At 69.3% G+C, this 23,292-nt stretch carries 20 protein-coding genes; 14 read left to right on the top strand and 6 right to left on the bottom strand.

Annotation, left to right across the window (positions count from 1 at the left end):
• Positions 1-1,070 (bottom strand): exodeoxyribonuclease VII large subunit (gene xseA / locus H0X00_RS06955; protein WP_293768428.1); only part of this gene is annotated, 1,070 nt, incomplete at its 3' end.
• 160 nt (positions 1,071-1,230) lie between these two features.
• Here xseA and H0X00_RS06950 point away from each other — a divergent pair.
• The 6 genes from H0X00_RS06950 to H0X00_RS06925 all read left to right on the top strand — a co-directional run bounded on the left by H0X00_RS06950 (position 1,231) and on the right by H0X00_RS06925 (position 7,396).
• On the top strand, positions 1,231-2,052 hold the full coding sequence (locus tag H0X00_RS06950; RefSeq protein ID WP_367186470.1) for an ABC transporter ATP-binding protein: 822 nt from the start codon (positions 1,231-1,233) through the stop codon (positions 2,050-2,052).
• Between the two features lie 4 nt (positions 2,053-2,056).
• Positions 2,057-2,836, top strand: coding sequence for an ABC transporter ATP-binding protein (locus H0X00_RS06945; protein ID WP_293768424.1), 780 nt, complete (start codon positions 2,057-2,059; stop codon positions 2,834-2,836).
• The gene (locus H0X00_RS06940; protein ID WP_293768422.1) at positions 2,833-3,711 is read left to right on the top strand and encodes a branched-chain amino acid ABC transporter permease; all 879 of its coding nucleotides are present in this window, start codon (positions 2,833-2,835) and stop codon (positions 3,709-3,711) included. Before H0X00_RS06945 ends, H0X00_RS06940 begins: the two co-directional genes overlap by 4 nt.
• Positions 3,704-4,891, top strand: a complete 1,188-nt coding sequence (locus H0X00_RS06935) for a branched-chain amino acid ABC transporter permease (protein ID WP_293768420.1) — start codon at positions 3,704-3,706, stop codon at positions 4,889-4,891. The genes H0X00_RS06940 and H0X00_RS06935 overlap by 8 nt, the downstream gene beginning before the upstream one ends.
• A 5-nt stretch (positions 4,892-4,896) precedes the next feature.
• Positions 4,897-6,156 carry an ABC transporter substrate-binding protein gene (locus tag H0X00_RS06930; protein ID WP_293768418.1) on the top strand — a complete coding sequence of 420 codons (1,260 nt, stop codon included), beginning with the start codon at positions 4,897-4,899 and terminating at the stop codon, positions 6,154-6,156.
• A 100-nt stretch (positions 6,157-6,256) separates the two neighbouring features.
• Entirely contained in the window at positions 6,257-7,396 is a 1,140-nt protein-coding gene (locus H0X00_RS06925; RefSeq protein ID WP_293768416.1) for an acyl-CoA dehydrogenase family protein, read from the top strand.
• Between the two features lie 114 nt (positions 7,397-7,510).
• Here the strand turns inward: H0X00_RS06925 and H0X00_RS06920 are convergent, their stop codons facing one another.
• The gene (locus H0X00_RS06920) at positions 7,511-8,371 is read right to left on the bottom strand and encodes a LuxR C-terminal-related transcriptional regulator (RefSeq protein WP_293768414.1); all 861 of its coding nucleotides are present in this window, start codon (positions 8,369-8,371) and stop codon (positions 7,511-7,513) included.
• A gap of 136 nt (positions 8,372-8,507) precedes the next feature.
• Positions 8,508-8,975 carry an MmpS family transport accessory protein gene (locus tag H0X00_RS06915; protein ID WP_293768412.1) on the bottom strand — a complete coding sequence of 156 codons (468 nt, stop codon included), beginning with the start codon at positions 8,973-8,975 and terminating at the stop codon, positions 8,508-8,510.
• A 504-nt stretch (positions 8,976-9,479) separates the two neighbouring features.
• On the opposite strand from H0X00_RS06915, the gene H0X00_RS06910 reads away from it, so the two are divergent.
• From H0X00_RS06910 to H0X00_RS06890, 5 genes are all read left to right on the top strand, one after another.
• Entirely contained in the window at positions 9,480-11,843 is a 2,364-nt protein-coding gene (locus H0X00_RS06910; RefSeq protein WP_293768410.1) for a copper oxidase, read from the top strand.
• Between the two features lie 141 nt (positions 11,844-11,984).
• On the top strand, positions 11,985-13,181 hold the full coding sequence (locus H0X00_RS06905) for a multicopper oxidase domain-containing protein (RefSeq protein ID WP_293768408.1): 1,197 nt from the start codon (positions 11,985-11,987) through the stop codon (positions 13,179-13,181).
• A 35-nt stretch (positions 13,182-13,216) separates the two neighbouring features.
• A complete protein-coding gene (locus H0X00_RS06900; protein ID WP_293768406.1) occupies positions 13,217-15,058 on the top strand; it encodes a CopD family protein in 1,842 nt (613 codons plus the stop codon).
• 49 nt (positions 15,059-15,107) lie between these two features.
• Positions 15,108-15,818 (top strand): plastocyanin/azurin family copper-binding protein, encoded by a 711-nt coding sequence (locus H0X00_RS06895; RefSeq protein WP_293768404.1) that lies wholly within the window; start codon positions 15,108-15,110, stop codon positions 15,816-15,818.
• A gap of 57 nt (positions 15,819-15,875) precedes the next feature.
• On the top strand, positions 15,876-16,583 hold the full coding sequence (locus tag H0X00_RS06890; RefSeq protein WP_293768402.1) for a helix-turn-helix domain-containing protein: 708 nt from the start codon (positions 15,876-15,878) through the stop codon (positions 16,581-16,583).
• On the opposite strand, the gene H0X00_RS06885 is transcribed toward H0X00_RS06890, so the two are convergent.
• Positions 16,556-17,548, bottom strand: a complete 993-nt coding sequence (locus H0X00_RS06885) for a 4-hydroxy-3-methylbut-2-enyl diphosphate reductase (protein ID WP_293768400.1) — start codon at positions 17,546-17,548, stop codon at positions 16,556-16,558. The genes H0X00_RS06890 and H0X00_RS06885 overlap by 28 nt on opposite strands.
• A gap of 25 nt (positions 17,549-17,573) precedes the next feature.
• Positions 17,574-18,620: a DNA recombination protein RmuC gene (locus tag H0X00_RS06880; RefSeq protein ID WP_293768398.1), complete on the bottom strand. Its 1,047-nt coding sequence runs from the start codon at positions 18,618-18,620 to the stop codon at positions 17,574-17,576.
• 140 nt (positions 18,621-18,760) lie between these two features.
• Here H0X00_RS06880 and H0X00_RS06875 point away from each other — a divergent pair, with 140 nt between their 5' ends.
• Positions 18,761-19,627, top strand: a complete 867-nt coding sequence (locus H0X00_RS06875) for a GDSL-type esterase/lipase family protein (RefSeq protein WP_293768396.1) — start codon at positions 18,761-18,763, stop codon at positions 19,625-19,627.
• Positions 19,628-19,634: 7 nt separating this feature from the next.
• On the opposite strand, the gene H0X00_RS06870 is transcribed toward H0X00_RS06875, so the two are convergent.
• Positions 19,635-20,921: a phosphodiester glycosidase family protein gene (locus tag H0X00_RS06870; RefSeq protein ID WP_293768394.1), complete on the bottom strand. Its 1,287-nt coding sequence runs from the start codon at positions 20,919-20,921 to the stop codon at positions 19,635-19,637.
• Between the two features lie 130 nt (positions 20,922-21,051).
• Here H0X00_RS06870 and ychF point away from each other — a divergent pair, with 130 nt between their 5' ends.
• Together ychF and H0X00_RS06860 are read left to right on the top strand one after the other, a co-directional pair.
• Positions 21,052-22,137 (top strand): redox-regulated ATPase YchF, encoded by a 1,086-nt coding sequence (gene ychF, locus H0X00_RS06865; RefSeq protein WP_293768392.1) that lies wholly within the window; start codon positions 21,052-21,054, stop codon positions 22,135-22,137.
• 139 nt (positions 22,138-22,276) lie between these two features.
• Positions 22,277-23,146 (top strand): phytanoyl-CoA dioxygenase family protein, encoded by an 870-nt coding sequence (locus H0X00_RS06860; RefSeq protein WP_293768390.1) that lies wholly within the window; start codon positions 22,277-22,279, stop codon positions 23,144-23,146.
• Positions 23,147-23,292: the final 146 nt, after the last annotated feature.

The following is a 23,292-nucleotide window of genomic DNA, read 5'->3' as shown; positions in this document are numbered from 1 at the left end:
GCGGGGGACAGCGCGCGGACCCGCTCCTGGCGGTGCCGCAGGTCGTCGCCGGCCCGGTCCAGCAGGTGAGAAAGGCAGCGTCGGACCCGATCCCGCAGCTCGTCGGCCTGCTGGGTGGCCCGGCGCAGGCCCGCCCCGGGGTCGGCCAGCACCGGCCGGCTGCACAGGCCGGTCACGATCGCGTGCTCGCGCGCGAGGCGGGCCTCCACCGCGCGCAGAGACCGCCGGGTCAGCCCGTCGACCAGGCCTTGCTGCTCGGCGACGTCCGGCACCACGAGCATGGCCGCGTCCGTGGGGGTGGAGGCGCGCACGTCGGCGACCGAGTCCACCAAGGGGCTGTCCTGCTCGTGCCCGATCGCGCTCACCACCGGGGTCCGCGCCGCGGCCACCGCGCGGACCAGGGTCTCGTCGGAGAACGGCAGCAGGTCCTCCACCGAGCCGCCGCCGCGGGCCAGCACGATCACCTCGATCGCCGGGTCGGCGTCGAGGGCAGCCAACTCCTTCAGGATCTCGGCCACCGCGTACGGGCCCTGGACCGCGACCTCCCGCACGTCGAATGCCACCGCCGGCCACCGCCGCCGGGCGTTCTCCAGGACGTCGCGCTCGGCGGCGCTGGCCCGGCCACAGATCAGGCCGACCCGCCCGGGCAGGAACGGCAGCGAACGCTTCCGGCGAGCGTCGAACAGGCCCTCCGCGGCCAGCACCCGGCGCAGGTGCTCCAGGCGGGCCAGCAGTTCCCCGATGCCGACGGTGCGGATCGCCTCCGCGACGAAGGACACCGAGCCGCGCGGCACGTAGAAGGTGGGCCGGCCGAACACCACGATCCGGGAGCCCTCCTCGACCGAGGGCACGACCGAGTCCAACAGCGCCCGGGAGCAGGTCACCTGGAGGCTGACGTCGGCGATGGGGTCGCGCAGCGTGACGAACATCGTGGAGGCACCGGGCCGGCGGACCACCGCAGTGACCTGGCCCTCGACCCAGACCTTGCCGAGCTTGGCGATCCACTGCCCGATGAGGTGGGCGACGGTGCGGACCGGAACCGGCGACTCGGCGGTGGTCTCCAGGGGCACGGGTCCAGCCTAGGGGCCCACTGTGGGCAGCATTTGCGCCGGTCAGGGGCACAAATAGGGCTCCGGGGTCACAACTCGATTGCACTAGCCAACTTTTGGGGGGTTACCGCGGCGCGGCCGTTGTGACTCCGGTGTCCGGGGCACCAGGATGTGTCACGTGTTGCTCCAGGTGTCGGATCTTACGGTCCGTTACGGCCGGACCATTCAGGGTCTGGCCGACGTTGACGTTGACGTACCTCCCGGCTCGGTCACCGCGGTACTGGGTGCGAACGGCGCCGGGAAGTCGACCCTGCTGCGGGCGATCTCCAACACGCTGCCACTGCACCGGGGCAAGGTGACCTCCGGCTCCATCACCCTGGAGGGCCGCGACCTCGCCAAACTGGACCCGGCCGAGATCGTCATGGCCGGCGTCGTCCAGGTCCCCGAGGGCCGGCAGGTCTTCACGACCATGAGCGTCGAGGAGAACCTGCGCGCCGGTGGCCTGATCGTCGCCAAGGAGAAGCGTGAGCCGGCCCGGGACCGGGTCTTCGAGCTGTTCCCGCGCCTGGCCGAGCGGCGCACGCAGCGCGCCGGGCTGCTCTCCGGCGGTGAGCAGCAGATGCTCGCGATGGGCCGCGCGCTGATGTCCAGCCCGAGACTGCTGCTGCTCGACGAGCCGTCGCTCGGACTGGCGCCGAAGATGATCACGCTGATCGGCGAGATCATCCGCGAGATCAATGCCGCCGGGACCGCGGTCCTGCTGGTCGAGCAGAATGCGGCGATGGCGCTGAAGGTGGCCGAGGACGTCGTGGTGCTCGAGGTCGGCCGGCTCGCGCTGAAGGGCCGTGCCGCCGATGTGAAGGACTCGCCCGAACTGGCCGCGCTCTATCTCGGCGGCCACGGCGACTCCCAGGATGACACTCTGTCAGAATCCGCGGAGGGAACCGACGCCGAGCCGGCGACCCCGGTCGCCCGCCGCACGCTGTCGAAATGGCAGGGCTGAGTACATGAGTCCAGCTGCGACCCCCGCACTGCAGGTCGACGACCTCGCTCTGAGCTTCGGCGGCGTGAAGGCCCTGGACAAGGTGAGCTTCGGGGTCGCGCCGGGCAACATCCACGCGCTGATCGGGCCGAACGGCGCCGGTAAGTCGACCTGCTTCAACGTCATCTGCGGCGTCTACAGGGCCGACCGCGGGGCGGTCCGGCTCGGCGGTAACGACGTCACCGGCATGCACCCGCACCAGCTCGCCGGTAAGGGCCTGGGCCGCTCCTTCCAGAACCTCGCGCTGTCCATGCACTCGACCGTGCTGGACAACGTCATGCTCGCGCGGCACTGCCGCACCCGGGGTGGATTCATGGCGGCCGGAGCGCGGTGGCCCTCGATGATGTCCGAGCAGGCCAAGCACACCGCCCGGGCCGTGGAGATCTGCGAGTTCCTCGGCATCGAGCGCCTCCTGCACGCTCCGGTCGGCGGCCTGTCCTACGGCGACGCGAAGCGCGTCGACATCGCCCGCGCCCTGGCCACCGAGCCCGAGGTGCTCCTGCTCGACGAGCCGGCTGCCGGCATGAACGCCGGTGAGACCGCCGAGGTCGCCGAGTTGATCAAGGTCGTCCGGGACGCCCTGGAGATCTCGATCCTGCTGGTCGAGCACGACATGACGCTGGTCATGGGCGTGGCCGACCGGATCACCGTGCTCGACTTCGGCAAGGTCGTGGCCGACGGCACCCCCGCCGAGGTACGCAACGACCCCGAAGTCATCCGCGCCTACCTGGGAGAACAGGAATGAACACCTTCATCCAGGTCATGGTCAATGGCCTGGGCAAGGGCGCGGTGTACGCCTTACTCGCGCTCGGTTTCGTGATCATCTTCAAGGCCAGCGGGGTGCTGAACTTCGCCCACGGATCGTTCGTGCTGCTCGGCGGCTATGTCGCCGTACGCACGCAGGACGACCTCGGTTTCACGGTTTCGGCGATCCTGGGTGTCGCGACCGCCGGCTTGGGAGCGCTGTTCATCGAAAGGGTGCTGGTCGCCCGAAGGCCCTTGGCCGATCCGATCGCGCTCGCGTTGTTGACGATCGGAGTGGACGTGATCCTGACCGAGGAGATCATTCGCCGCCTCGGCGTCGAGCTGCCGTTCCTCGGCCGCCCCTACGACGGCAAGCCGATTCAGGTCGGCGACATCACCTTCTTCCGCACCCAACTGATCGCGCTGGCCGTCGGCGCGGTTTTGGTGACGCTTTTCTTCCTCGCCTTCCGCCTCACCGGCTGGGGGGTGGCGATGCGGGCGCAGGCGGAGAACCGCGAGGCCGCCGCCCTGATGGGCATCCGGCGCGGCCGGGTCACCGCTGCGGCCTGGGTGATCGGCGGTGTACTCGCCGGAGTGGCCGTGCTCTTCCTGGCCACCCAGGACTTCTCCGGCTCGGGTCTCTCCCGAGGTACGCATGCGATCGCCCTGGTGGCTTTCCCGGCGGCGATCATCGGCGGGCTGGACTCCACCGAAGGGGCGATCGTGGGCGGCGCGATCGTCGGCCTGACCGAGGCGCTGTCCGCGCAATACATCTCCTTCGAGTTCTCCAAGGTGGCCGTGTACGTCGTGATGCTCACGGTGCTGATCGTGAGGCCGAGCGGGCTCTTCGGCACCCGGGAGCGAACGCGTGTCTGAGGGAACCCTGACCGCGGACCCACCCGCCGAGACCCCGAGTCATGGCCGGCGCGGCGGCCTGCTGAGCAACCCCGCGACGCTGTTCAGGTGGGGCGTCCGGCTCGTGATCGCGTTGATCGTGCTCACCCCGCCGCTGTACTTCGAGCCGTCGTGGCTGCGGGTCGGCCAGTACGTGATGATCGGCGCCGTCGCGGCCATCGGGCTCACGCTGCTCACCGGTCAGGCCGGCCAGCTGTCCCTCGCGCACCCGTTCTTCATGTTCGTCGGTGGCGCCACCTACTGCGTACTCGGCAGTGAGGACGCGCCGGGCAAGGTGGGTTTCGGACTGCCCTCGCTGGTCGCCCTGATCGGCGCCATCCTGGTCGCGGCCGCCCTCGGCTTGGCGTTCGCGCCGGTCTCCGGCCGGGTCCGCGGGGTGTACCTCGGCGTCGCCACGCTCGCCCTGGTTTACGTCGGCCTGTACCTGGGCCAGCAGTGGACCTCGCTCTCCGGCGGCACCGCGAGTGGCCGTCCCTCACCCGACCTGAATCTCTTCGGGATCAAGACGCTGCGCAATGACCCCGAGATCTCGTTCCTCGGCCAGGCCATGGAGCGCGAGCAGCGGGTCTGGTACCTCTTCGCGCTCCTCCTGTTGATCGCTGCCCTGCTGGCCTGGGGCGCCGTGCGCAGTCGGCCTGGCCGGGCCTGGCGGGCGGTCCGGGACAACGAATCGGCCGCCTCCGCGCTGGGCGTGAACGTCCCCCGGGTCCGGGCCGAAGTGTTCGCGATCTCCTCCGGGTACGCCGGACTCGCCGGCGTCATGACCGTGATGTGGTACCGCCTGCTCAAGCCGGACGAGAGTGAATTCGCCGGCACGTACAGCATCGTGGTCGCGATCGCGTTCCTGGCGATGATCCTCATCGGCGGGCTGGGATCGGTGGGCGGCGCGATCGCCGGGTCCGTCCTGGTCTTCGGCCTGCCCGGGATGCTCACCATCATGATCGGTGGCAATGAGCTGTTCGGTACTTCGGGCGCAAATGCGATCACGCCGGCGATCTTCACCTCGTTCGTGTACGGCGCCGCGATCATCATCGTGGTCCTCTTCGAGCCGGGCGGGCTCGCCGCCCTCGGGCGCCGGCTCAAGGCGACGGCCGCCCGAACGCAGCTTGGTTCCACGCTCCTGTCCCCGAAAGGAAGCTGAACAGCATGCGCCAGTCCCTCAAGGTTCCAGCCCTCGTCATCGCGGGTGCGCTCGTCCTGGCCGCCTGTGGCGGCGGTGACGACGAAGCCGATTCCGGCGGTGCCGACGCCAGTGGCGTCAAGACCGGCCCCGGCATCAGCGACGACAGCATCACCCTCGGCGTCATGACGGACCTGACCGGTCCGTTCAAGGACTTCAGCACCACGCTGCAGGCCGGCCACAAGATGTGGGTGGACGAGGTCAACGCCAAGGGCGGAGTCTGCGCCCGCCAGATCCAGCTGGAGTCGCGGGATCACGGCTACAAGGCCGAGACAGCGACCATCCAATTCCCGGACCTCGAGCCGAACGTCGCCGGGTTCATGGAACTGCTCGGCTCGCCGATGATCGCCGCCCTGAAGACCGACATCAACGACAAGCAGGTCACCACGATGGCGGTGTCCTGGAGCTCGGAGCTGCTCGACCAGCCCTACGTGATCATCGTCGGCACCACCTACGACCTCGAGATCATCAACGGCCTGGACTACCTGCTTGAGAAGGGCGACCTCAAGAAGGGCGACACGATCGGCCACATCTACATCGACGGCGAGTACGGCGCGAACGGTCTGGCCGGGTCGAAGTACTTCGCCGAGAAGAACGGCCTGAAGGTGTCCGAGGCCAAGGTGACCTCGACCGACACCGACATGAAGAGCCTCGTCACCAAGTTCAAGAGCGACAAGGTCACGGCCATCGCGCTGACGACCTCGCCGGCCCAGACCGCGTCCGCCGCGACCAACAACGTCGGGCTCGGCCTGAACGTGCCGATGATCGGCAACAGCCCGGTATTCGCGCCGGCGCTGCTGGACACGCCGGCCGCTCCCGCCCTGAGCAAGCTCTACGTGGTGGCCTCGGCCGTGCCGTTCGACTCGAGCGTGCCCAAGGCCAAGGAGGTCGCGACCAAGTTCATCGCCGAGAACCCGGATGTCAAGCCGAGCTTCACGGTGCAGTACGGCTACGCCCAGGGCCTGATCTGGGGTCAGATCCTGCAGAAGGCCTGTGACGCCAAGGACCTGAGCCGCGCGGGCATCAACGCGGCATTGAAGTCCAGCAACAACATCACCACCGACAAGCTGGTCTCGGACCTCGACTTCTCCAAGCCGGGTTCGCCGTCCTCGCGCACCGTCTACATCGGGCAGGTCGACAAGGACTCTCCCGGTGGTCTGAAGCAGGTCCAGGCCCTGAAGGAGTTCCCGGACGCCAAGACCTACAAGGCGCCGCACGAGAGCTGACCCCGCCCGGGTCCGCTTGTTCCAGGCCCGCCCTCTCCCGAACGGGAGAGGGCGGGCCTCTCCTTATCCCCGTGGCGGGGTCGGCCGTTATCGTCGATGCGTGGCTGTCGACCGTTTACTCCCGACCGAAGAAGCGCGCGACCTGATCGCGCTGACCCGCGACTTCGCGGACAACGAACTGTTGTCCCGGGTCGAGGCGCACGAGAAGACCGAGACCTACCCCGAGGGCCTGTTCGCCTCGATGGCGCGGGTCGGTCTGCTCGGGCTGCCGTACCCGGAGCAGTGGGGCGGTGGGGGACAGCCGTACGAGGTCTACCTGCAGGTGCTGGAGGAGCTCGCGGCGCGCTGGGCCGCAGTGGCGGTGGCGACCAGCGTGCAGGCTCTCTCGATCCACCCGGTGCACAAGTTCGGCACGCCGGCCCAGCAGGAGCAGTGGCTGCCGGAGATGTTGGCCGGGCGCCTGATCGGCGGCTACAGCCTGTCCGAGCCGCAGGCCGGTTCGGACGCCGCCGCCCTGATCTGCAAGGCGGAGAAGACCGAGACAGGGTTCCGGGTGACCGGGACCAAGGCTTGGATCACCCACGGCGGGATCGCCGACTACTACGCGCTGTTCGCCCGCACCGGCGAGGGATCGCGCGGAATCTCGTGCTTCCTCGGGCCGGGCCACGCCGAGGGCCTGTCCTTCGGTAAGCCCGAGGAGAAGATGGGCCTGCACGCCATCCCGACCACGAACGCGTTCTACGACGGGGTCGAGTTCGAGGCCGACCGGCTCATCGGGGCGGAGGGCCAGGGCCTGGAGATCGCCTTCAGCGCCCTCGATGCCGGCCGGCTCGGCATCGCGGCGTGCGCGACCGGCCTGGCCCAGGCCGCGCTGGACGCCGCGGTGGACTATGCCAACGAGCGGACCACCTTCGGTCGCAAGATCGTCGACCATCAGGGCCTGGGTTTCCTGCTCGCGGACATGGCCGCGGCGGTGGACTCGGCGCGCGCCACCTACCTGGACGCGGCCCGCCGCCGGGACGCCGGGCGGCCGTACAGCCGCAACGCCTCGGTGGCCAAGCTGGTCTGCTCCGACGCGGCGATGAAGGTGACCACCGACGCCGTCCAGGTCTTCGGCGGGTACGGCTACACCCGGGATTTCCCGGTGGAGCGCTACATGCGCGAGGCCAAGATCATGCAGATCTTCGAGGGCACCAACCAGATCCAGCGGCTCGTCATCAGCCGCGGTCTCTCCCGCTGACCTGCGGCGCCCGGCGGGCGCCTCGCGGCGTTGTCGTCGTCGCCGGTACTGCGTACACGGCTTCCTCCTCCGCCTTGCGATGCATCCCGCCGGATCACCGCAGGCGCCAAGCAGCTACGGAATGAGGCCGGCGCGGCGGGCCGCGGTGACGGCCTCGACCCGGTTGCGTGCGTTCAGCTTGCGCATCGCCACGTGCAGGTAGGACTTCACCGTCGACTCCCCGACGCCGAGCCGCTCGCCGGCCTCGGCGTTGGAGCACCCGATCGCCACCTGGGTGATGACGTCGAGCTCGCGCGGGGTGAGGTTGACCAGCGCGTCGGCGTCGCCGTCGAAACCGGCTCCGCGCATCGTCCCGGCCAGGCGGTGCATCAGGTCGTCGATGAGCTGGCGGGTGCTTCCGCTCGCGGTGCTGCGGATCAGGCCGAGTTCGGCGTGGACGTCACGGAGGCGCTGGTCCGCGCCGGCCTGCGGGGTGTGCATCGCGGCAGTCAGCTCGGCCAGGCGGCGGTTGACCTCCGCGGTCACCGCGGCCTCGTACTCCATGCGCCGGGCGACCGCGACGGCGCGGTCCATCACGCGCTCGCTGATCAGTTCCGGTCGGCGCAGGCCGGCGTAGATGACGCCGGTCGCGCCCGCGCGGCTCAGGATCGGCACGGCGAGCAGCGCGTGCAGGCCCTCCTGCTTCACCGGGACGTCGTACTCGTGCGTGATGCCCCGCGCGGTGCCGTAGTCGCGCACGTGGATCGGGAGGCCCACGGACATCGCCTTGCCGCCCAGGCCGCGGCCCAGTTCGACCTGGACGCCGCGCAGCGCCTCGGACTTGGAGCCGACGAAGGTCGTGAGCACCGCAGGGGTGTCAATGCCGGCCCGGGTGCCGCCGAAGGTGATCTCGGCGCCGGTGACCTGCTTGAGCTCGAACAGGTGCGCCGCCATCGTCGGCACTTCGGTCTGCAGCGTCGCGGCGGAGGATTGCATCCGGGCATTGTGCGATGCGGCTCACATCGGGACAAGTCGTCGCGCCGGAGTGACGCTGCACCGTGACGGGACGCAGCGCGCACGCCTCATCACGTTGAGACACGCCGAGGCGTCCCAGGGCGTCCGCCGGGGGCAACTACTTCACGTACTCCGGTGCGATGCGCGCGGCGCAGGAGACGCTCGTCAGCCCGTCGGTCGAGGCCTTCTCCGCCACCAGGACGCCGTCGACGAAGACCCGGCAGGCCAGCGATCCCGCGCCGGTCCCCGGGCTGCGGACCTCGACGTTCGCGAAGCCCCCGGCCGGGCCGACCGGCAACTGGATCGTGGTTCGCCACGGCATCGGCTGGCGGAGCGCGGTCTGCTCGAGGTTGTTCTCGCCGACGATGAAAGAGATCACCGGGGCGATCCCGGTGCCGTTGACCTCGTAGATCACCTCGTGGTTGGTCGGGGTCATCTTCACGACCGGGAACTCCGGCTTGTAGTCCCCGCCCGAGAAGAGCACTGCCGTCACCCCGACGGCCAGGGCGGCGACGACCGCGCCGGCGATCCAGGTGCGACGGCGGACCGGCTTCCGAGCCGTCGTGTGCTCCAAGGTGTCGGTCACGGGGGGCGATCCTTTCGAGGACTTCTCAGGTGCGCAGGAAAGCGAAGCCTCATGGTCGGCACGACGTGATTCCGCGTTGCTTCCGCCGGATGAACACCGTGTCTCCGAATGAGCACCGGTACTCACTATGGCCTGGATCACGATGCGCCGTGAATTCGAGCGGCGCGCGCAAATAGGTGCCACTGCTGCCCTCGTCGCAGGGCGCGCCGCTGGGATCCATTTGCGTTCCCGCAGGTGAGAGCCCTGTCGTACTCACTCGGACGGCGGTTCCCGGCGATTTCTAATTGATCTGCGCGTAACCAGGAGCGAGTTTTCAGGAAACGCATAACCGTCCTAATCCACTCAGCACAGCGTTCTTCGGAAGAAATGCCCGCCACCGGATGCACCTGAGCTTGTCGCAGAAGCACCCCGGTACCCGGAGCCCAACGAGGGGACTCCGAGTCTCCGGTCCCCTAAAGAAGGAGACAACGTATGAGCGCAGCAGGTAGGCGCAAAGTACCCACCATGCTGACCTTTAAGGGTCGGCACGGGATGGGGCGCTCGGTGGCCGTGTCCTCGGCCCTCGCACTCTCGATGATCGGCGTCGCCCAGGCCGGCGCGGTCGCGTCGGACACCCCGGCCGCCGCCGTTCCCGTCGCCGCTCCGATGGCCGCTCCGCCGGTCGCCTTCGGTCCGCAGGCCGCTCTGTTCACGCTCAAGGACAGCCAGGGCAACTGGTTCGACACCGGCACGGACATCTCCGGCACGAGATCGCTCGCCGCTGCCGTGATGCCCACCGCCAACCCCGGTGGTCTGCTCGGTGACACCGCCAGTGTCATCGGCCAGGGCGCGCTCTCCGGAGCCGACCTGAACAACATGATGAACCTGGACATGGCGGAGAAGATCCACAACGTGCAGGCGTCCGGGGCGGCCTCGCCGACCTACGCCGACCTCGGGGTCGACATCGCCAAGCTGCTCAACCTGGACACCGTCCGCTCGACGGCAGCCTCGCTGCTGCCGGTGGGCGACACGCGGCTGGGTGAGCTCGACTCGCTCATCTCGCAGTTCGTCGCGGAGGTTTCCACCTCCCCGGCCGACAAGCCGCTCAACATGTTGACGAGCCCGAGCGGTTCGAAGCTGATGGCGCTCACCAAGGGCATCCGCGCGGCTGACGCCTCGCTGCTGCCCGTGACGATCAACTTCGACGTCAACGAGGCCGAGACCGAAACCTCGCACTTCGCCTCGGCCATCATCTGGCCGGACGGCGCCGAGGGCATGCCGTTCGACCAGGCGGGTGCCTTCATCGGCAGCCGCACCGTCCAGCTGACCAAGCCCGGCCTGTACGCGTTCGCCTGCAAGGTGCACCCGTACATGCTCGGCGCCGTCGCGGTGGACGACCCGCTCACCCCGGGCGTCGACTTCGGTAGCGACCTGCGGATCAAGAGCCGCGGGATGAACGTTCCGTCCTACTCGGACATCGTGTTCCAGCTGGTCCAGAAGTTCTTCGTCATCACGAACCCGGGCAACTGGCAGCACTTCAGCGACTCGTCGGACACCGAGTGGAACCCCGGCTTCGCGCCGGCTCCGCTGCTGACGTTCGACCAGTCCGGCGCGCCGCAGCTGATCATGCTTGAGACCTTCATGAAGGACAAGTTCAGCTACCCGACCACGCTCAAGCAGGTCGGTCAGAAGCCGGCCACGCCGGGTGTCGGCCAGGTCTGGTTCGACACGCAGATGGAGCGGTACGCCGGCAAGACCAAGTCCGGTGCGGCGACCATGCTCAACGCCGAGACCTGGAGCATTGATCGCAAGATCGCTGCTCCCGAGATCAACATGAACAACCCGCACAACATGTGGACCGACAAGAACGAGAAGTACATCTACCAGACCGAGTGGTTCAGCAACATGCTGGACGTCTTCGACCGTCAGACCGGCAAGCTGGTCCGTCGGATCGAGGTCGGCCCGGGTCCGACCCACGTCATGACCCGTACCGACACCGACCAGATGCACGTTGCTCTCGGTGGCGGCGGCGCGGTCATGGAGGTCGCCCCGGGTGCCACCCGGATCGACCGCCGTCTCGCGGTGTCGAGCCCGGACGAGCTCATCGCTCACCCGCACGCTCACTGGATGTCCGGCAACGCCAAGTGGATGGCCACGCCCAACGTGAACCTCTACAACGCGTCGCTCGTCAACATCAAGAAGGGCACCTTCGTCCACAAGCCGACCGGTGAGTTCCCGATCGCCACGGGCATGAACCCGACCGGCAGCAAGACCTACATGGCCGACTTCCTCGGCGCGAGCATCAGCTGCTTCTCCAACGAGAAGGCCGCCTGCATCGCGGATGACGGCAGCAAGGTCGACTACAAGAAGATCGACCTCTGGAACGAGTACGACCCGATCTCCGGCGCTTCAGGCAACTTCGGCGGCCTCGGCATCCAGATCGCGGTGGCCCCGGACAACTCCGGGATCATCAACGCGAACACCCTGACGTCGAACCTGACGATTCTGGACCCGAAGACGGACAAGATCGTCGCTTGGCTGCCCTGCCACGCAGGCTGCCACGGCGTGAACTTCGGTGCGAAGAAGGGTGGCGGCTACTACGCCTACATCACCAGCAAGTTCGCCAACGTCATCGATGTCATCGACATCGACCCGAACGGCGACGGCAACCCGTCGGACGCCGCGATCGTCGGGTCACTGCTGACCGACTCCACCTCCGCCACTGCCATGGACGACTCCGTGACGGAGTTCAACGGCTTCGGTGGCCAGGGCGTCATGACGGTCCCGCTCGCCTACGAAGGCTGGGTCCAGAACGCGCCGAAGAACGCGACCAACAACCAGCTGACCTGCAAGCAGCGGAACCCGGTCAAGTTCAAGAGCAAGTGCTAGTCCAGCACAGCTGATCACCCCGGACCGGGGGGCGCTGACCGCGCCCCCCGGCTCCGGCCGTTCATGCCGGGAGCGCGACGCGGCGCACCCCGGCCACGGCCTCGCTGGGCCCCCTCCGACCACCTCCCGGAAGGGATCGCAATGTCGATCGGATCGTCGAACCACCAGCCCTCAGGCAGCCCCTCAGACAGCCCCTCAGACAGCATTGACATCACTCCGCTGTCCGACCCCGGCCGCCGTCGGCATGCGCGTACCGCGCGCCGCGCCTTCGGCCCGCGTCGGATTCGGAACACCGCGCTGACTGCCGCCCTGGCCCTGGTTGCCCTGGGCTCCCTGCCGGCCCTCGTGCACCTCGTCCCGGAGGACAATTCCCAGGCCGTCGCGCAGGCCCCGGCTGCTCCGGCCGCGGCGCCGCTGGCGCCGCAGACCTCGCAGGAGGCCGTCGACCTCGGCGACGGCACCACGCTCGCCGCGTGGGAGCTCGTCGGGGATCAGAAGGTCTTCACCCTCACCCTGGCGCCGAAGAAGCACACCACCACCGACGGCATGATCAAGGACGGCCTGTCGGTCAACGGCACCATCCCCGCCCCGACCATCCGGGTGAACGAGGGCGACAAGCTGAAGCTCATCGTCGACAACAAGATGAAGGAAGGCAGCGCGATCCACTGGCACGGCATGGACCTGCCGAACGAGCAGGACGGCGTGCCCGGGATCACCCAGCGGACGATCCGGCCCGGGACCCAGCACATCTACGAGTGGACCGCGATCAGCACCGGCACCCACTGGTACCACTCGCACATGGGCGGCGACCAGGAGGGTCGCGGTGTCTTCGGCGCCCTCATCGTGGTTCCCGCGGTCAACGACATTCCTTCCGACCGCGACTACACGCTGATCTTCTCCGACGGTGCGCTCGGCTTCGTCATCAACGGCAAGAGCTTCCCGAGCACGACCCGCCTCGCGGCCCGCGTGGGCGAGCGGGTGCGGATCCGGCTGATCGGCGCGGGGCCGGAGATGATCCACTCCGTCCACCTGCACCTCGGCTTCTTCGAGGTGGTGGCGCAGGACGGCAATCGGTTGCCGCAGCCCTTCAAGGCGGACACGCAGTTGCTCGGGGTCGGGCAGACCTTCGACATCGTCTGGGTACCCACCCGGACCGGTGCCTGGATGCTGCACTGCCACATCTTCAGCCACTCGGAGACCTCGGCCGGCATGACCGGCATGGTCACCCTGGTCGACGTCGCCGAGGCGAACCCGGTCACCGTGCCGCACGTGCCCGGTGTCGGGGACACCGAGGCGGCCCGGCCCGCGGGGCGGATCGACTTCGAGTCGGGGGTCTGATGGTCCGTCAGGTGTGCGTTCAGGTAGGTCGGAGCGTGGCGGCCTTCATGGTCGTGGCCATGCTGAGCAGCCTCGCGCTGCTCGGCCTGGCCGCGCCGGCCTCGGCGCACGCCAGCCTGATCGGCACCACCCCCCGACCGGACCAAGTACTGGCCGCGGAGCCGGCCGACATCGTGCTGAGCTTCAGCGACACGGTCGATGTTAAGACCGCGACCGTGCAGGTGCTCGACCCGGCCGGCGCGGCGTTGGCCATCGGCCTGCCGGCGCATCTCGGCGCCGACGCCACCACGCTCCAGGTCACCCTGCCGACGGGTCTGGCCACAGGCACCCGCACCGTGCTCTACCGCGTGGTGTCCAACGACGGGCACCCGATCCAAGGCTCGTTCCGGTTCAGTGTCGGGGTGGCCACCGCTTCCGCGACGCCGGGCGCACTGGTCTCCGACGGCGGTGCGCTCGGGCTCTACCTGGGGGTGGCCCGCTGGGTGGCGTTCGTCGGGCTGGCCCTCGCGGTCGGGACGATGTTGCTGGTCGTGCTGGCCTGGCCAGAAGGCCTCGGTGTCAGTGCCGTGCGCCGGCTGCTGTGGTACGGGCTGGGTTCGCTCGGGCTGGCTTCCGTGGTGAGCCTGCTGCTCTACGGCCCGTTCGTGGAGGGCACCGGTCTTTCCGGGATGGTCAGCGGTCTCGACATCGGTCTCTCGACCCGCGTCGGCAGGTTGCTCGTACTGCGACTGGCGCTCATCGTGCTGGTGGTCGTCGGCCTGCTCGTCTGGTTCCGGCGCAGCCGCGGCGAAGCGGTCCGGGTGAGCGGGACAGTGCCGGTCGTCGGGACACTCGCGGTCGGCGGAGTGCTCGCCCTGACCTGGAGCCTGGCCACGCACAGCGCCGACGGCGGCGGGAAGCTGGTGAACCTGCCCGTCGACCTGGTGCACATGATGGCGATGGCCGCGTGGTTGGGCGGGATGCCGGCGCTGCTGGTGCTGCTGCTGAAAGTGAAGGACACCGAGGCGCTGACCAAAGCCGTGCCGATGTTCTCCCGCACCGCCACGGTGTGCGTGATCGCGCTGGTCGCCACCGGCTTCCTCCAGGCCTGGCGACAGGTGGGATCGGCCGACGCGCTGACCTCCACCAGCTACGGCGACTGGCTGATGATCAAGGTCGCTCTGGTGGTCGGCATCCTGGCTCTGGGTGGGTTCGCCCGTTGGTGGGCCACGCCACGGCTGGTCGCTGCGCAGGCGATCCCGGAAGGGAAGATCTCCCGGCGCAACGTCGCCACCGCCCGCACCGAAGCGGTCAGTGCCGGCTCCAGCCGGCTCGGCCGGGTGGTGGCGATGGAGACCGGGCTCGGTGCCCTGGTGCTCGCGGTCACCGCGACCCTGGTCGCCACCCAACCGGCCGAGGCGGCGCACGAGGCCGAACTGGCCGCGCTGTCCTCGGCCTCGACCAACCGGGCGTTGCTGACCGCCTCGCCCGCCGACGCCACGATCGGGTTCCGGCTGGCGAAGGTGGTCGACGGTCAGGAGCCGGTCGCGTTCAGCAAGGCGCTGGAGGTCCCACCGGGTGCGTCGAAGGGCCGCGGTTTCGTCCAGGCGGTGGTCAGCCCGGCGTTCGGTGGCCTGCCCAACGAACTGCACGTCTCGGTCACCGACGACCAGGGACGTCCATTGCCCGTCGGCACCGTGCTGGTTTCACTGCGGGCGGTCAGCGGGGTGGAGAAATCCGGCCAGCACCCGCTGAGCAGTACGGGTCAGGGTCACTTCTTCAGTGCGTTCACCGTCCCCCGCGAGGGCCAGTGGGAGCTGGCGATCACGGTCCAGGACATCAACGGAGAGGCGGCCATGGTTGTCGTCCCCTTCGAGGCCCACGTTTCGGCCACCTGACATGAGCACTCATCAGATTTCACGGCAGTTCCGATCAAGGAGAGATCCCATGCGCAAGGTTCTGAGCACGCAGCGCACCTGGACCCGCGGCGTGGCGGTGTCCGCGCTGGCCCTGGGGATGGCGACGGTCGTCCCGACCCAAGCGGGCGCGCAGGACTCCCTGGCGTCGGCCGGCCAGTTCTCCGTCTCGCAGAAGAACCTGCAGTTCAACCCCTTCGAGATGACGGTCGCGGTCGGGGACACCATCACCTGGACCAACCACGAGACCGACGGCAACACGATCCACAGCGTGGTCCAGAAGGGGGGCTCCGAGATCAACTCTCCGGACATCCCGGCCGAGACCTCGTTCAGCTGGACCTTCAACACCGCCCAGGACTACGACATCATCTGCCGCTTCCACCCGGACATGTTCATGACGCTGCACATCCTGGACGCGAAGGCGGCCAAGGCGGCGAACAAGGGCACGAAGGGCACCGACAAGAAGGCGGCCACGGACAAGAAGACCACCGACAAGAAGGCCACCGACAAGAAGGCCACCGACAAGAAGGCCACCGGCAAGAAGGCGACGGACAAGGCCGGGACGAAGACGACCAAGAAGGGCGGCAAGAAGAAGGCCGACGCACACGCGGACATGGACCACGACGCGCACGAGGAGTCGGTGAAGAAGTCGGTGCCCGCGGCACCGCCCGGGCCGCCGGACTCGACGGTCCCCGGCATCGCCGGCCTGCCGTTCGCGATCGCGGACGGACGCCAGCGGTAAAGGAACCGTTGCAGCGGCGAAACACCGCTGCCGCATCCTGACGGGGACATGCACACGATGGATGCGCGCAAATTGTCGCCGGAGGGGCAAGCCGACCTCCGGCGACGTGTCGTCGCGGCCGTCGAGGCCGGCATGTCCCAGCAGGAGGCGGGCCGAGTCTTCGGCATCTCGCGTCGCGCCGTCGGAGTGTGGGTCCGGGCGCACCGGCTGAACGGGCCGGAGGCGTTGAACCCGAACCGGCGCGGCCGCAACCCCGGCGAGCAGTTCGCCCTGTCCCGCCGGCAGCAGGTCGAGTTACTGCAGGAGCTGTCCCAGCACGCGCCCGACGAGCTCGGCCTGAGCTCGCCGGTCTGGTCGCGGCGCGTGCTGGCGGACCTCATCGCGGCGCGCTTCGGCCTGCACCTGAGCACCACCACCGTCGGGCACTACCTCACCCGGTGGGGGCTGCTCGGTTCCGTGCGCCGGGCTCACTCCGAGTCAATGGTGGTCAGTTGGCACCGGCCGGTCCCGCTGTTCGTCGGCAGCGCACTGGTCCCGCCGACGGAAAACCTGGACGTGATGGTCGCGCAGGCAACGCGCGGCGCGGCCTACTTCCTCTGCCTGCGTCCGCCGTACACCGTCGAGGCATTGCAGGACTTCGTGATGCGGATCGAAGGCGTGGAAGGCAGTTCGCCGTCACTCACCGTCGGCAGGTGGCCGGCCGACCAGGGGAAGCTGCTGCGGGCCTGGCGCTCAGCTCAGGCGGGGCGGTCCGTCCGCGGCTGACGTTGGTCCTTGGGTTGACGCAGCTCCTTGGGGAGGCTGAAGAGCAGCTTCTCCTCCGCGGAGCGGACCTCCTCGACGTCGCCGAAGCCGCGCTCGGCGAGGAACTCCAGCAGGCCGCGGACGAGCACCTCGGGCACGGAGGCGCCACTGCTGACCCCGATGGTCGAGACGCCGTCCAGCCAGGCCTCGTCGACCTCGCCGGCGTGGTCGATCAGGTAGCCCGTCTTCGCGCCGTACTCGCACGCGACCTCGACCAATCGCACCGAGTTCGAGGAGTTGCGGGAGCCCACCACGATGAACAGGTCGCACTCGGCGGCCATCTGCTTGACCGCGACCTGCCGGTTCTGGGTCGCGTAACAGATGTCGTCGCTCGGCGGGTCCATGAGCAGCGGGAAGCGCTCGCGCAGCTTGGTCACCGTCGAGACCGTCTCGTCGACCGACAGCGTGGTCTGGGAGAGCCAGGCCACCCGCGCCGGGTCGCGCACGGTCACGTTGGCGACGTCGTCCGGGCCGTCGACCAGGTGGATGTGGTCGGGCGCCTCGCCGGCGGTCCCGATCACCTCTTCGTGACCCTCGTGACCGATCAGCAAGATGTCGTAGTCCTGCGCGGCGAACCGGCGGGCCTCGTTGTGCACCTTGGTGACCAGTGGGCAGGTCGCATCGATGGTGCGCAGCGAACGCTCCGCGGCCTCGGTGTGCACGACCGGCGCAACGCCGTGCGCGGAGAACACGACCAGCGCGCCCTCCGGCACCTCGTCGGTCTCGTCGACGAAGATCGCGCCCCGCTCGCGCAGCGTGGTCACGACGTGCTGGTTGTGCACGATCTCCTTGCGCACGTAGACCGGGGCGCCGTGCAGTTCCAGCGCCTTCTCGACGGTCTGCACCGCACGGTCCACGCCCGCGCAGTACCCACGCGGGGCGGCGAGGAGCACGCGGCGGCGGGCCGGAGCGGCGGGGGTGGTCACCCCCCCACTCTAAGGCGCGTCGCTATTAAGGGACGACGAGCTCCGTCGCGGTCAGCGGCCGTGCGGTGCCCTCGGCGACGCGCGGCGCGGGCAGCTCGTCGGTCACGACCCGTAGGTCCTGCATCCGGCGCGCGGTGACCAGGACGCGGCTCTCCAGGGAACCGGCGCAGGCGTTGTAGTCGCCCACCGCGCGATTCAGCGACCGGCCGAGGCGGTCGACGTGCTCGCCCATGGTGGCCAGCCGGGCGTAGAGCTCCCGGCCGAGGTCGAAGACCTCCCGGGCGTGGGTGCTCAAGGTGTCCTGCTGCCAGCTCCAGGCCACCGTGCGCAGCATCGCGACCAGCGTGGTCGGGGTGGCGATGACCACCCGGGCGCCGAGCGCGTGATCGAGCAGGGCCGGGTCGCGCTCCAGCGCGGGGGAGAGGAAGGCCTCGCCGGGCAGGAAGAGCACGACGAACTCCGGGCTGCCGGGCACGGAGCGCCAGTACTCCTTGCCGGCCAGCTGATCGACGTGGGTGCGCAGCGCGCGAGCGTGCGCGCGCAGGCGTTCCTCGCGGTGGCTCTCCCCGGTCGCGGTGGTGGCCTCCAGGTAGGCGGCCAGGGACACCTTGGCGTCCACCACGACCGTGCGGCCGCCGGTCAGGCGGACCACCAGGTCCGGGCGCACGGTGCCGTCGGCGGTCGAGGTGCTGACCTGCTCGTCGAAGTCGCAGTGCGGGGCCATGCCGGCCAGCTCGACCACCCGCCGCAACTGGAGCTCGCCCCAGCGGCCGCGGGTCTGCGGGGCGCGCAGCGCGGTGAGCAGTTCCCCGGTCCGGCTGGCCAGCGCTTCGGTGGCCTCCCGGGTCATCGAGACCTGCTGGGTCAGGGCGCCGTAAGCCCCGGCCCGCGCCAGCTCGAGCTCGCGCAGACGCACGTCGAGACGGCCGAGGGTGTCGCCGACCGCCTCGTGGCCGGTGCGCGATGGGAACCCGGCCGGGTCGCCGGAGCGGGCGAATCGCACCGCCACGAAGGCGCCCAGCACCACGCCGAGCGCCAGTCCAACCAGAAACACCGTCACCAGATCGATCATGAGTCACACGGTGCACGGGCCCACCGACAGTCTTGGCGCTGCGCTCCGGTAGATGTCGGCAAGGTCTGGTCGCGGCCGGTTAGGCGGGGCTAGGCTCGCTGCGCGCCCCGGGGGAGGGGCCGCGAGTTGGGGGACTCGGCATGAAGATGGCCGTCACTGCGGTCTTGGCAAGCTTTGCACTCGTGGGGACGGTGCTGTCCGGGCTGCTGTCCGCAGCGCCCTCTGCCGTCGCGGTCGGGCCGCCGGGCGGTTCGCGGACCGGGGAGCCGGCCGTGATCGCCGCGCTCGGGGACTCGATCACCCGGGGCTTCAACGCCTGCGGCTTCTACCGCGACTGCACCCACCGGTCGTGGAGCACCGGCGATGACGGCGAGGTGAACAGCCATCGGTTGCGGTTGCAGAGGCTCGGGGCGGACCTGTCCGGGCAGTCCAACTTCGCCCGGAGCGGCGCCCGTTCCGATGCCTTGGCCGGCCAGGCCGCCCGCGCCGTCCCGGCCGATGCCGGTTACGTGACGATCGAGATCGGCGCCAACGACGCGTGTGCCAGGTCCGAGGCGGAGATGACGCCGATCGAGGACTACCGCCGCAACATCCGGGCCGGGCTCGCCGTCCTGCAGGAGGGCCTGCCCCAGGCCCGGGTGTTCATCGCGAGCGTCCCCGACCTGCGCCGGTTGTGGGCCGTGGGCCACTCGGCCTGGGTCATCCGCAAGACCTGGGCCGAGCTCGACATCTGCCCGTCGATGCTCGCCCGTTCGGGCTCGGAGGACCTGGCCGACGTTCATCGACGGGACCGGGTGCGCGGCCGGATCATCCAGTACAACGAGGTGCTCGCGGCCGAGTGCGCCGCCTACGGGCCGATGTGCACCTTCGATGCGAAGGCGGTCTTCCGGACCACCTTCACCCGCGGCCAGATCAGCAAGTGGGACTTCTTCCACCCCAGCGTCGCCGGTCAGCGCCTGCTCGCCGACATCACCTGGCGGGCAGGGTTCTTCCACGACTCGGACTGACGCTACGTCAGATCTCGGGACGCCACGGCGCCGGCACGTAGACCAGGGCATCGCCGACCGAGCGTTCCTGGCCGTCGCTGGGCTTGTTGGAGGCGTGGCCGTTGATGGACATCACCGAGGAGCCGCCGCCGTCGAGATTGACCGCTTCGACCATGCCGAACGATCTGGCGACCTGGGCCGCCTCGGCCATCGTCGCCCCGACGCTGGTGGGGCTGCGGCCGTCGATGGTGATCAGGACGATGCGGCCGTCACCGGTGACCCCGGCGATCGTGCGTGGGTTCCGCCCCAGGAAGCCGCCGGACCCGGTCGGCGCGACGACCTTGCCGGCCCGCAGCAACTGGTAGCGGCCGTTGACCGCGAAGGTCGACGGCGTCAGCCGAACCCGGGCGCCCGAGGAGTCGGTGAGGGTGTCGGTGCGCCGCAGGCAGCCGAGGGCGACCATCTCGACGAGCGAGAGCGCGTCCAGGCCGGTCGCCTGCACCGCGATCTGGCCGGGCCGTAGCGTCGTTCCGCGCCGGGGCGTCGAGGTCACCAGGCAGCCGGCCTTGTCCAGCACCGCCTCGACCCCGGAACCGCTCGGGGTCACCGGACCCCACTCCGAGGTGAAGACCGAGATCTCGCCCTGGCTCAGGCACTCCAGGGGGTCGCGGCGAGGACCGCCGCAGCCTTCGGGAGGCATCGGCGGCTCGTTGATGTGGTCCAGGGAGATCCTGGTCCCGGAGGGAACGTGGGCGAGGGTGCCCTTCCACCTCAGCTTGGTGACCCGGGCGGTGGTGTTCGCGGCGTCGAGCAGGAAGTGGGTCTCCGGGGCGTAGGAGGTCGGCTCGCTCTCCACGACGCCGTTGTGGATCGCGAGCCCCACCGGGTTGCCGCGGCTCGCGGCGTCCGCGCCGATGGCGAAGAAGCCGCCGTTGGTGCCCGCCACCGCATTCTCGTAGCGGGCCAGTTCCGTGACCGTCTCGGTCCGTCCGAGGTCGGCGCCGAAGGTGGCGCGCAGGTGCCCGGCGGCGGCGTCCGGATCGATGATCAACACCCGGACCCGCCACGGGCCCTGGGCGGTGGTGCCGATCCTCGCCGGGTCGGCCCTGCCCTCGCCGCGGGAGATCCGGATCAGCTTGACCCCGTCCGCCGGCCGTCGGACGACCCGGGTCTCCTGGAGGTCGTCGTTGCCGAGCGGCAGGCCGTCGCCGGTCGCGAGGACCTCCGCGGCCAGGCCGGCGGTGATCAGGGCGAGGGTGAGGGCCAGGGCACCGATCGCGCCGCGGCGGAGCCGCTCCCGGATCGCCGTAGACATGCAAGCGATCCTCACGTCAGGGCGGCACCCTTATGCACGCAAGAGAAGAACGCCGGACGAACGACAGGCAACGTCGAGCTGATCTGTGCTCGGCCGGGTGGGTCCTTCCAGCCGCGTAGACTCCGGACACGTGAGTCTCACCATCGGGATCGTCGGCCTGCCCAACGTCGGCAAGTCCACCCTCTTCAATGCCCTGACCAAGAACGACGTGCTCGCGGCGAACTATCCGTTCGCGACGATCGAGCCCAACGTCGGGGTGGTCGGCGTCCCCGACACCCGCCTCGCACGGCTGGCGGAGGTGTTCGGCTCGGCCAAGATCATCCCGGCGACCGTGAGCTTCGTCGACATCGCCGGCATCGTGAAGGGCGCGTCGGAGGGGCAGGGCCTCGGCAACAAATTCCTGGCCAACATCCGCGACTCCGACGCGATCTGCCAGGTGATCCGGGTCTTCACCGACCCCGACGTGGTCCACGTCGACGGCGTGGTCTCGCCGAAGTCGGACATGGAGACCATCAACACCGAACTGATCCTCGCTGACCTGCAGACGGTGGAGAAGGTGCTGCCGCGGCTGCAGAAGGAGACCCGGCTCTCCAAGGAACTCGCCCAGGGCAACGCCGCGACGCTGGCCGCCGTCATCGAAGCTCAGGAAGTCCTTGACTCCGGCCGCACCGTGCACTCCGCCGGCCTCGACCCCGCCCCGCTTCGCGAGCTGCACCTGCTGACCGCGAAGCCGTTCCTCTACGTGTTCAACATGGACTCCGACGAGCTCGGCGACGAGCCACTCAAAGCCGAGCTGCGCGCCCTCGTCGCGCCGTCCGAGGCGATCTTCCTCGACGCCAAGATCGAGTCCGAGCTGATCGAGTTGGATGAGGCCGAGGCCCTGGAGCTGCTGCAGTCGATCGGCCAGACCGAGTCCGGCATCCACATGCTCGCCCGCGTCGGCTTCGCCACCCTCGGCCTGCAGACCTACCTGACCGCCGGCCCCAAGGAATCCCGGGCCTGGACGATCAAGCAGAACGCCACCGCCCCCGAGGCCGCCGGCGTCATCCACTCCGATTTCCAGCGCGGCTTCATCAAGGCCGAGGTCGTCGGCTTCGAGGACCTGATGGCGGCGGGCTCGATGAACGAGGCCAAGTCCCGCGGCCAGGTCCGCATCGAGGGTAAGGACTACGTGATGCGCGACGGCGACGTCGTGGAGTTCAGGTTCAATGTGTAGTCGCTGAACTTCCGTCACTTGGGATGGCCCGCAGGGTCGCCCCGTCTCATCGGCAGGCCGGTGTGCCGGGCGACGGTGGACAGGATCACAGTTGTCGCCCAGGATGGTTGAACTTCCTTGCCGCGCCTCGGAGCGTGCCATGTCCACTACCGACATCCCGATTCCTGTTGCCCGGCTGGTCCGTGAGCTCAGCGTCGACGAACGGACTGAGTACGAGCGCGACGGTGCCGCGGTCGTCCGGGGCGTCATCCCGCTCGAGTGGGTCGAGGCCCTCAGTGCCGCGGTTGATCGGCTGATGGTGGCCAGCGGAATGCCCGCGGTCGACTTCGCCGCAGGCGACGGCCCGCGCTTCTTCAGCTTGCTCTACTCCTCGATGTTCGATCCGGTGATCAAGGCTTGGGGCGGGCAGGGCCCGCTCGTCGAACTCGCTCGCCAGGTATTGCCCGAGACGACCCGGCTGAACTTCTACCTCGACCAGATCTTCGCCCGGGAGAAGGGCGCCACCAAGGTGACGCCCTTCCACCAAGACCTTCCGTACATGCCGCTCAGCGGGACGCAGATCATCCGGTTCTGGGTGCCGTTGGACTCCGTGGACGTCGACAACGGAGCCGTGCAGTACCTCAAGGGCTCGCACCGTGGGCCGGTGTATCGCGCCCGCAGCTTCGACCAGACCAACCCCGTGGCTTCGACGTACGACGGCGCCGAGGAGTTCGAGCCCCTGCCCGACTTCGCGGCGCAGTACGACCGGCACGACTGGTTGATCGGGGTGTGCGAGCCGGGCGATGTGCTGCTGCATCACCCGCGGACGGTGCACGGCTCCCCGCCCAATGTCGCCATTCGGCGTCGCCGCGGGCTGGCCACGATGTACACCGGCGACGACGTTCGCTACGCCCCGCGCGCAACATCTGCAGCGGCGAACACTGCCCTGACCGGGCACGTCCCGAGACCTGATCTCGCCCCCGGCGATCCGATCGATTGCGAACTCTTCCCGCGCGTCTGGACCGCGTAGCAACACCGTCCGGGCACTTGGGTCTGCTGCACGGACTGGTGACAGGTTGGGTCAGGCGGCCTGATGGCCCGGTGTGGTCATGATGAGTTCGTATTCGATGGGGGTCAATCGGCCGAGCGCGGCTTGGCGGCGGCGTCGGTGGTAGG

This window comes from Sporichthya sp. (genome assembly GCF_013815995.1).
Lineage (GTDB): Bacteria > Actinomycetota > Actinomycetes > Sporichthyales > Sporichthyaceae > Sporichthya.
This window is presented reverse-complemented; position numbering and strand designations above follow the sequence as displayed.

Bases quoted from the DNA above. Each gene is read 5' to 3' on its own strand.
- H0X00_RS06945 (WP_293768424.1), top strand. From the start codon at position 2,057: ATGAGTCCAGCTGCGACCCCCGCACTGCAGGTCGACGACCTCGCTCTG.
- H0X00_RS06940 (WP_293768422.1), top strand. From the start codon at position 2,833: ATGAACACCTTCATCCAGGTCATGGTCAATGGCCTGGGCAAGGGCGCG.
- H0X00_RS06930 (WP_293768418.1), top strand. From the start codon at position 4,897: ATGCGCCAGTCCCTCAAGGTTCCAGCCCTCGTCATCGCGGGTGCGCTC.
- H0X00_RS06920 (WP_293768414.1), bottom strand. From the start codon at position 8,371: ATGCAATCCTCCGCCGCGACGCTGCAGACCGAAGTGCCGACGATGGCG.
- H0X00_RS06910 (WP_293768410.1), top strand. From the start codon at position 9,480: ATGCTGACCTTTAAGGGTCGGCACGGGATGGGGCGCTCGGTGGCCGTG.
- H0X00_RS06905 (WP_293768408.1), top strand. From the start codon at position 11,985: ATGTCGATCGGATCGTCGAACCACCAGCCCTCAGGCAGCCCCTCAGAC.
- H0X00_RS06895 (WP_293768404.1), top strand. From the start codon at position 15,108: ATGCGCAAGGTTCTGAGCACGCAGCGCACCTGGACCCGCGGCGTGGCG.
- H0X00_RS06890 (WP_293768402.1), top strand. From the start codon at position 15,876: ATGGATGCGCGCAAATTGTCGCCGGAGGGGCAAGCCGACCTCCGGCGA.
- H0X00_RS06880 (WP_293768398.1), bottom strand. From the start codon at position 18,620: ATGATCGATCTGGTGACGGTGTTTCTGGTTGGACTGGCGCTCGGCGTG.
- H0X00_RS06875 (WP_293768396.1), top strand. From the start codon at position 18,761: ATGAAGATGGCCGTCACTGCGGTCTTGGCAAGCTTTGCACTCGTGGGG.
- H0X00_RS06870 (WP_293768394.1), bottom strand. From the start codon at position 20,921: ATGTCTACGGCGATCCGGGAGCGGCTCCGCCGCGGCGCGATCGGTGCC.
- H0X00_RS06860 (WP_293768390.1), top strand. From the start codon at position 22,277: ATGTCCACTACCGACATCCCGATTCCTGTTGCCCGGCTGGTCCGTGAG.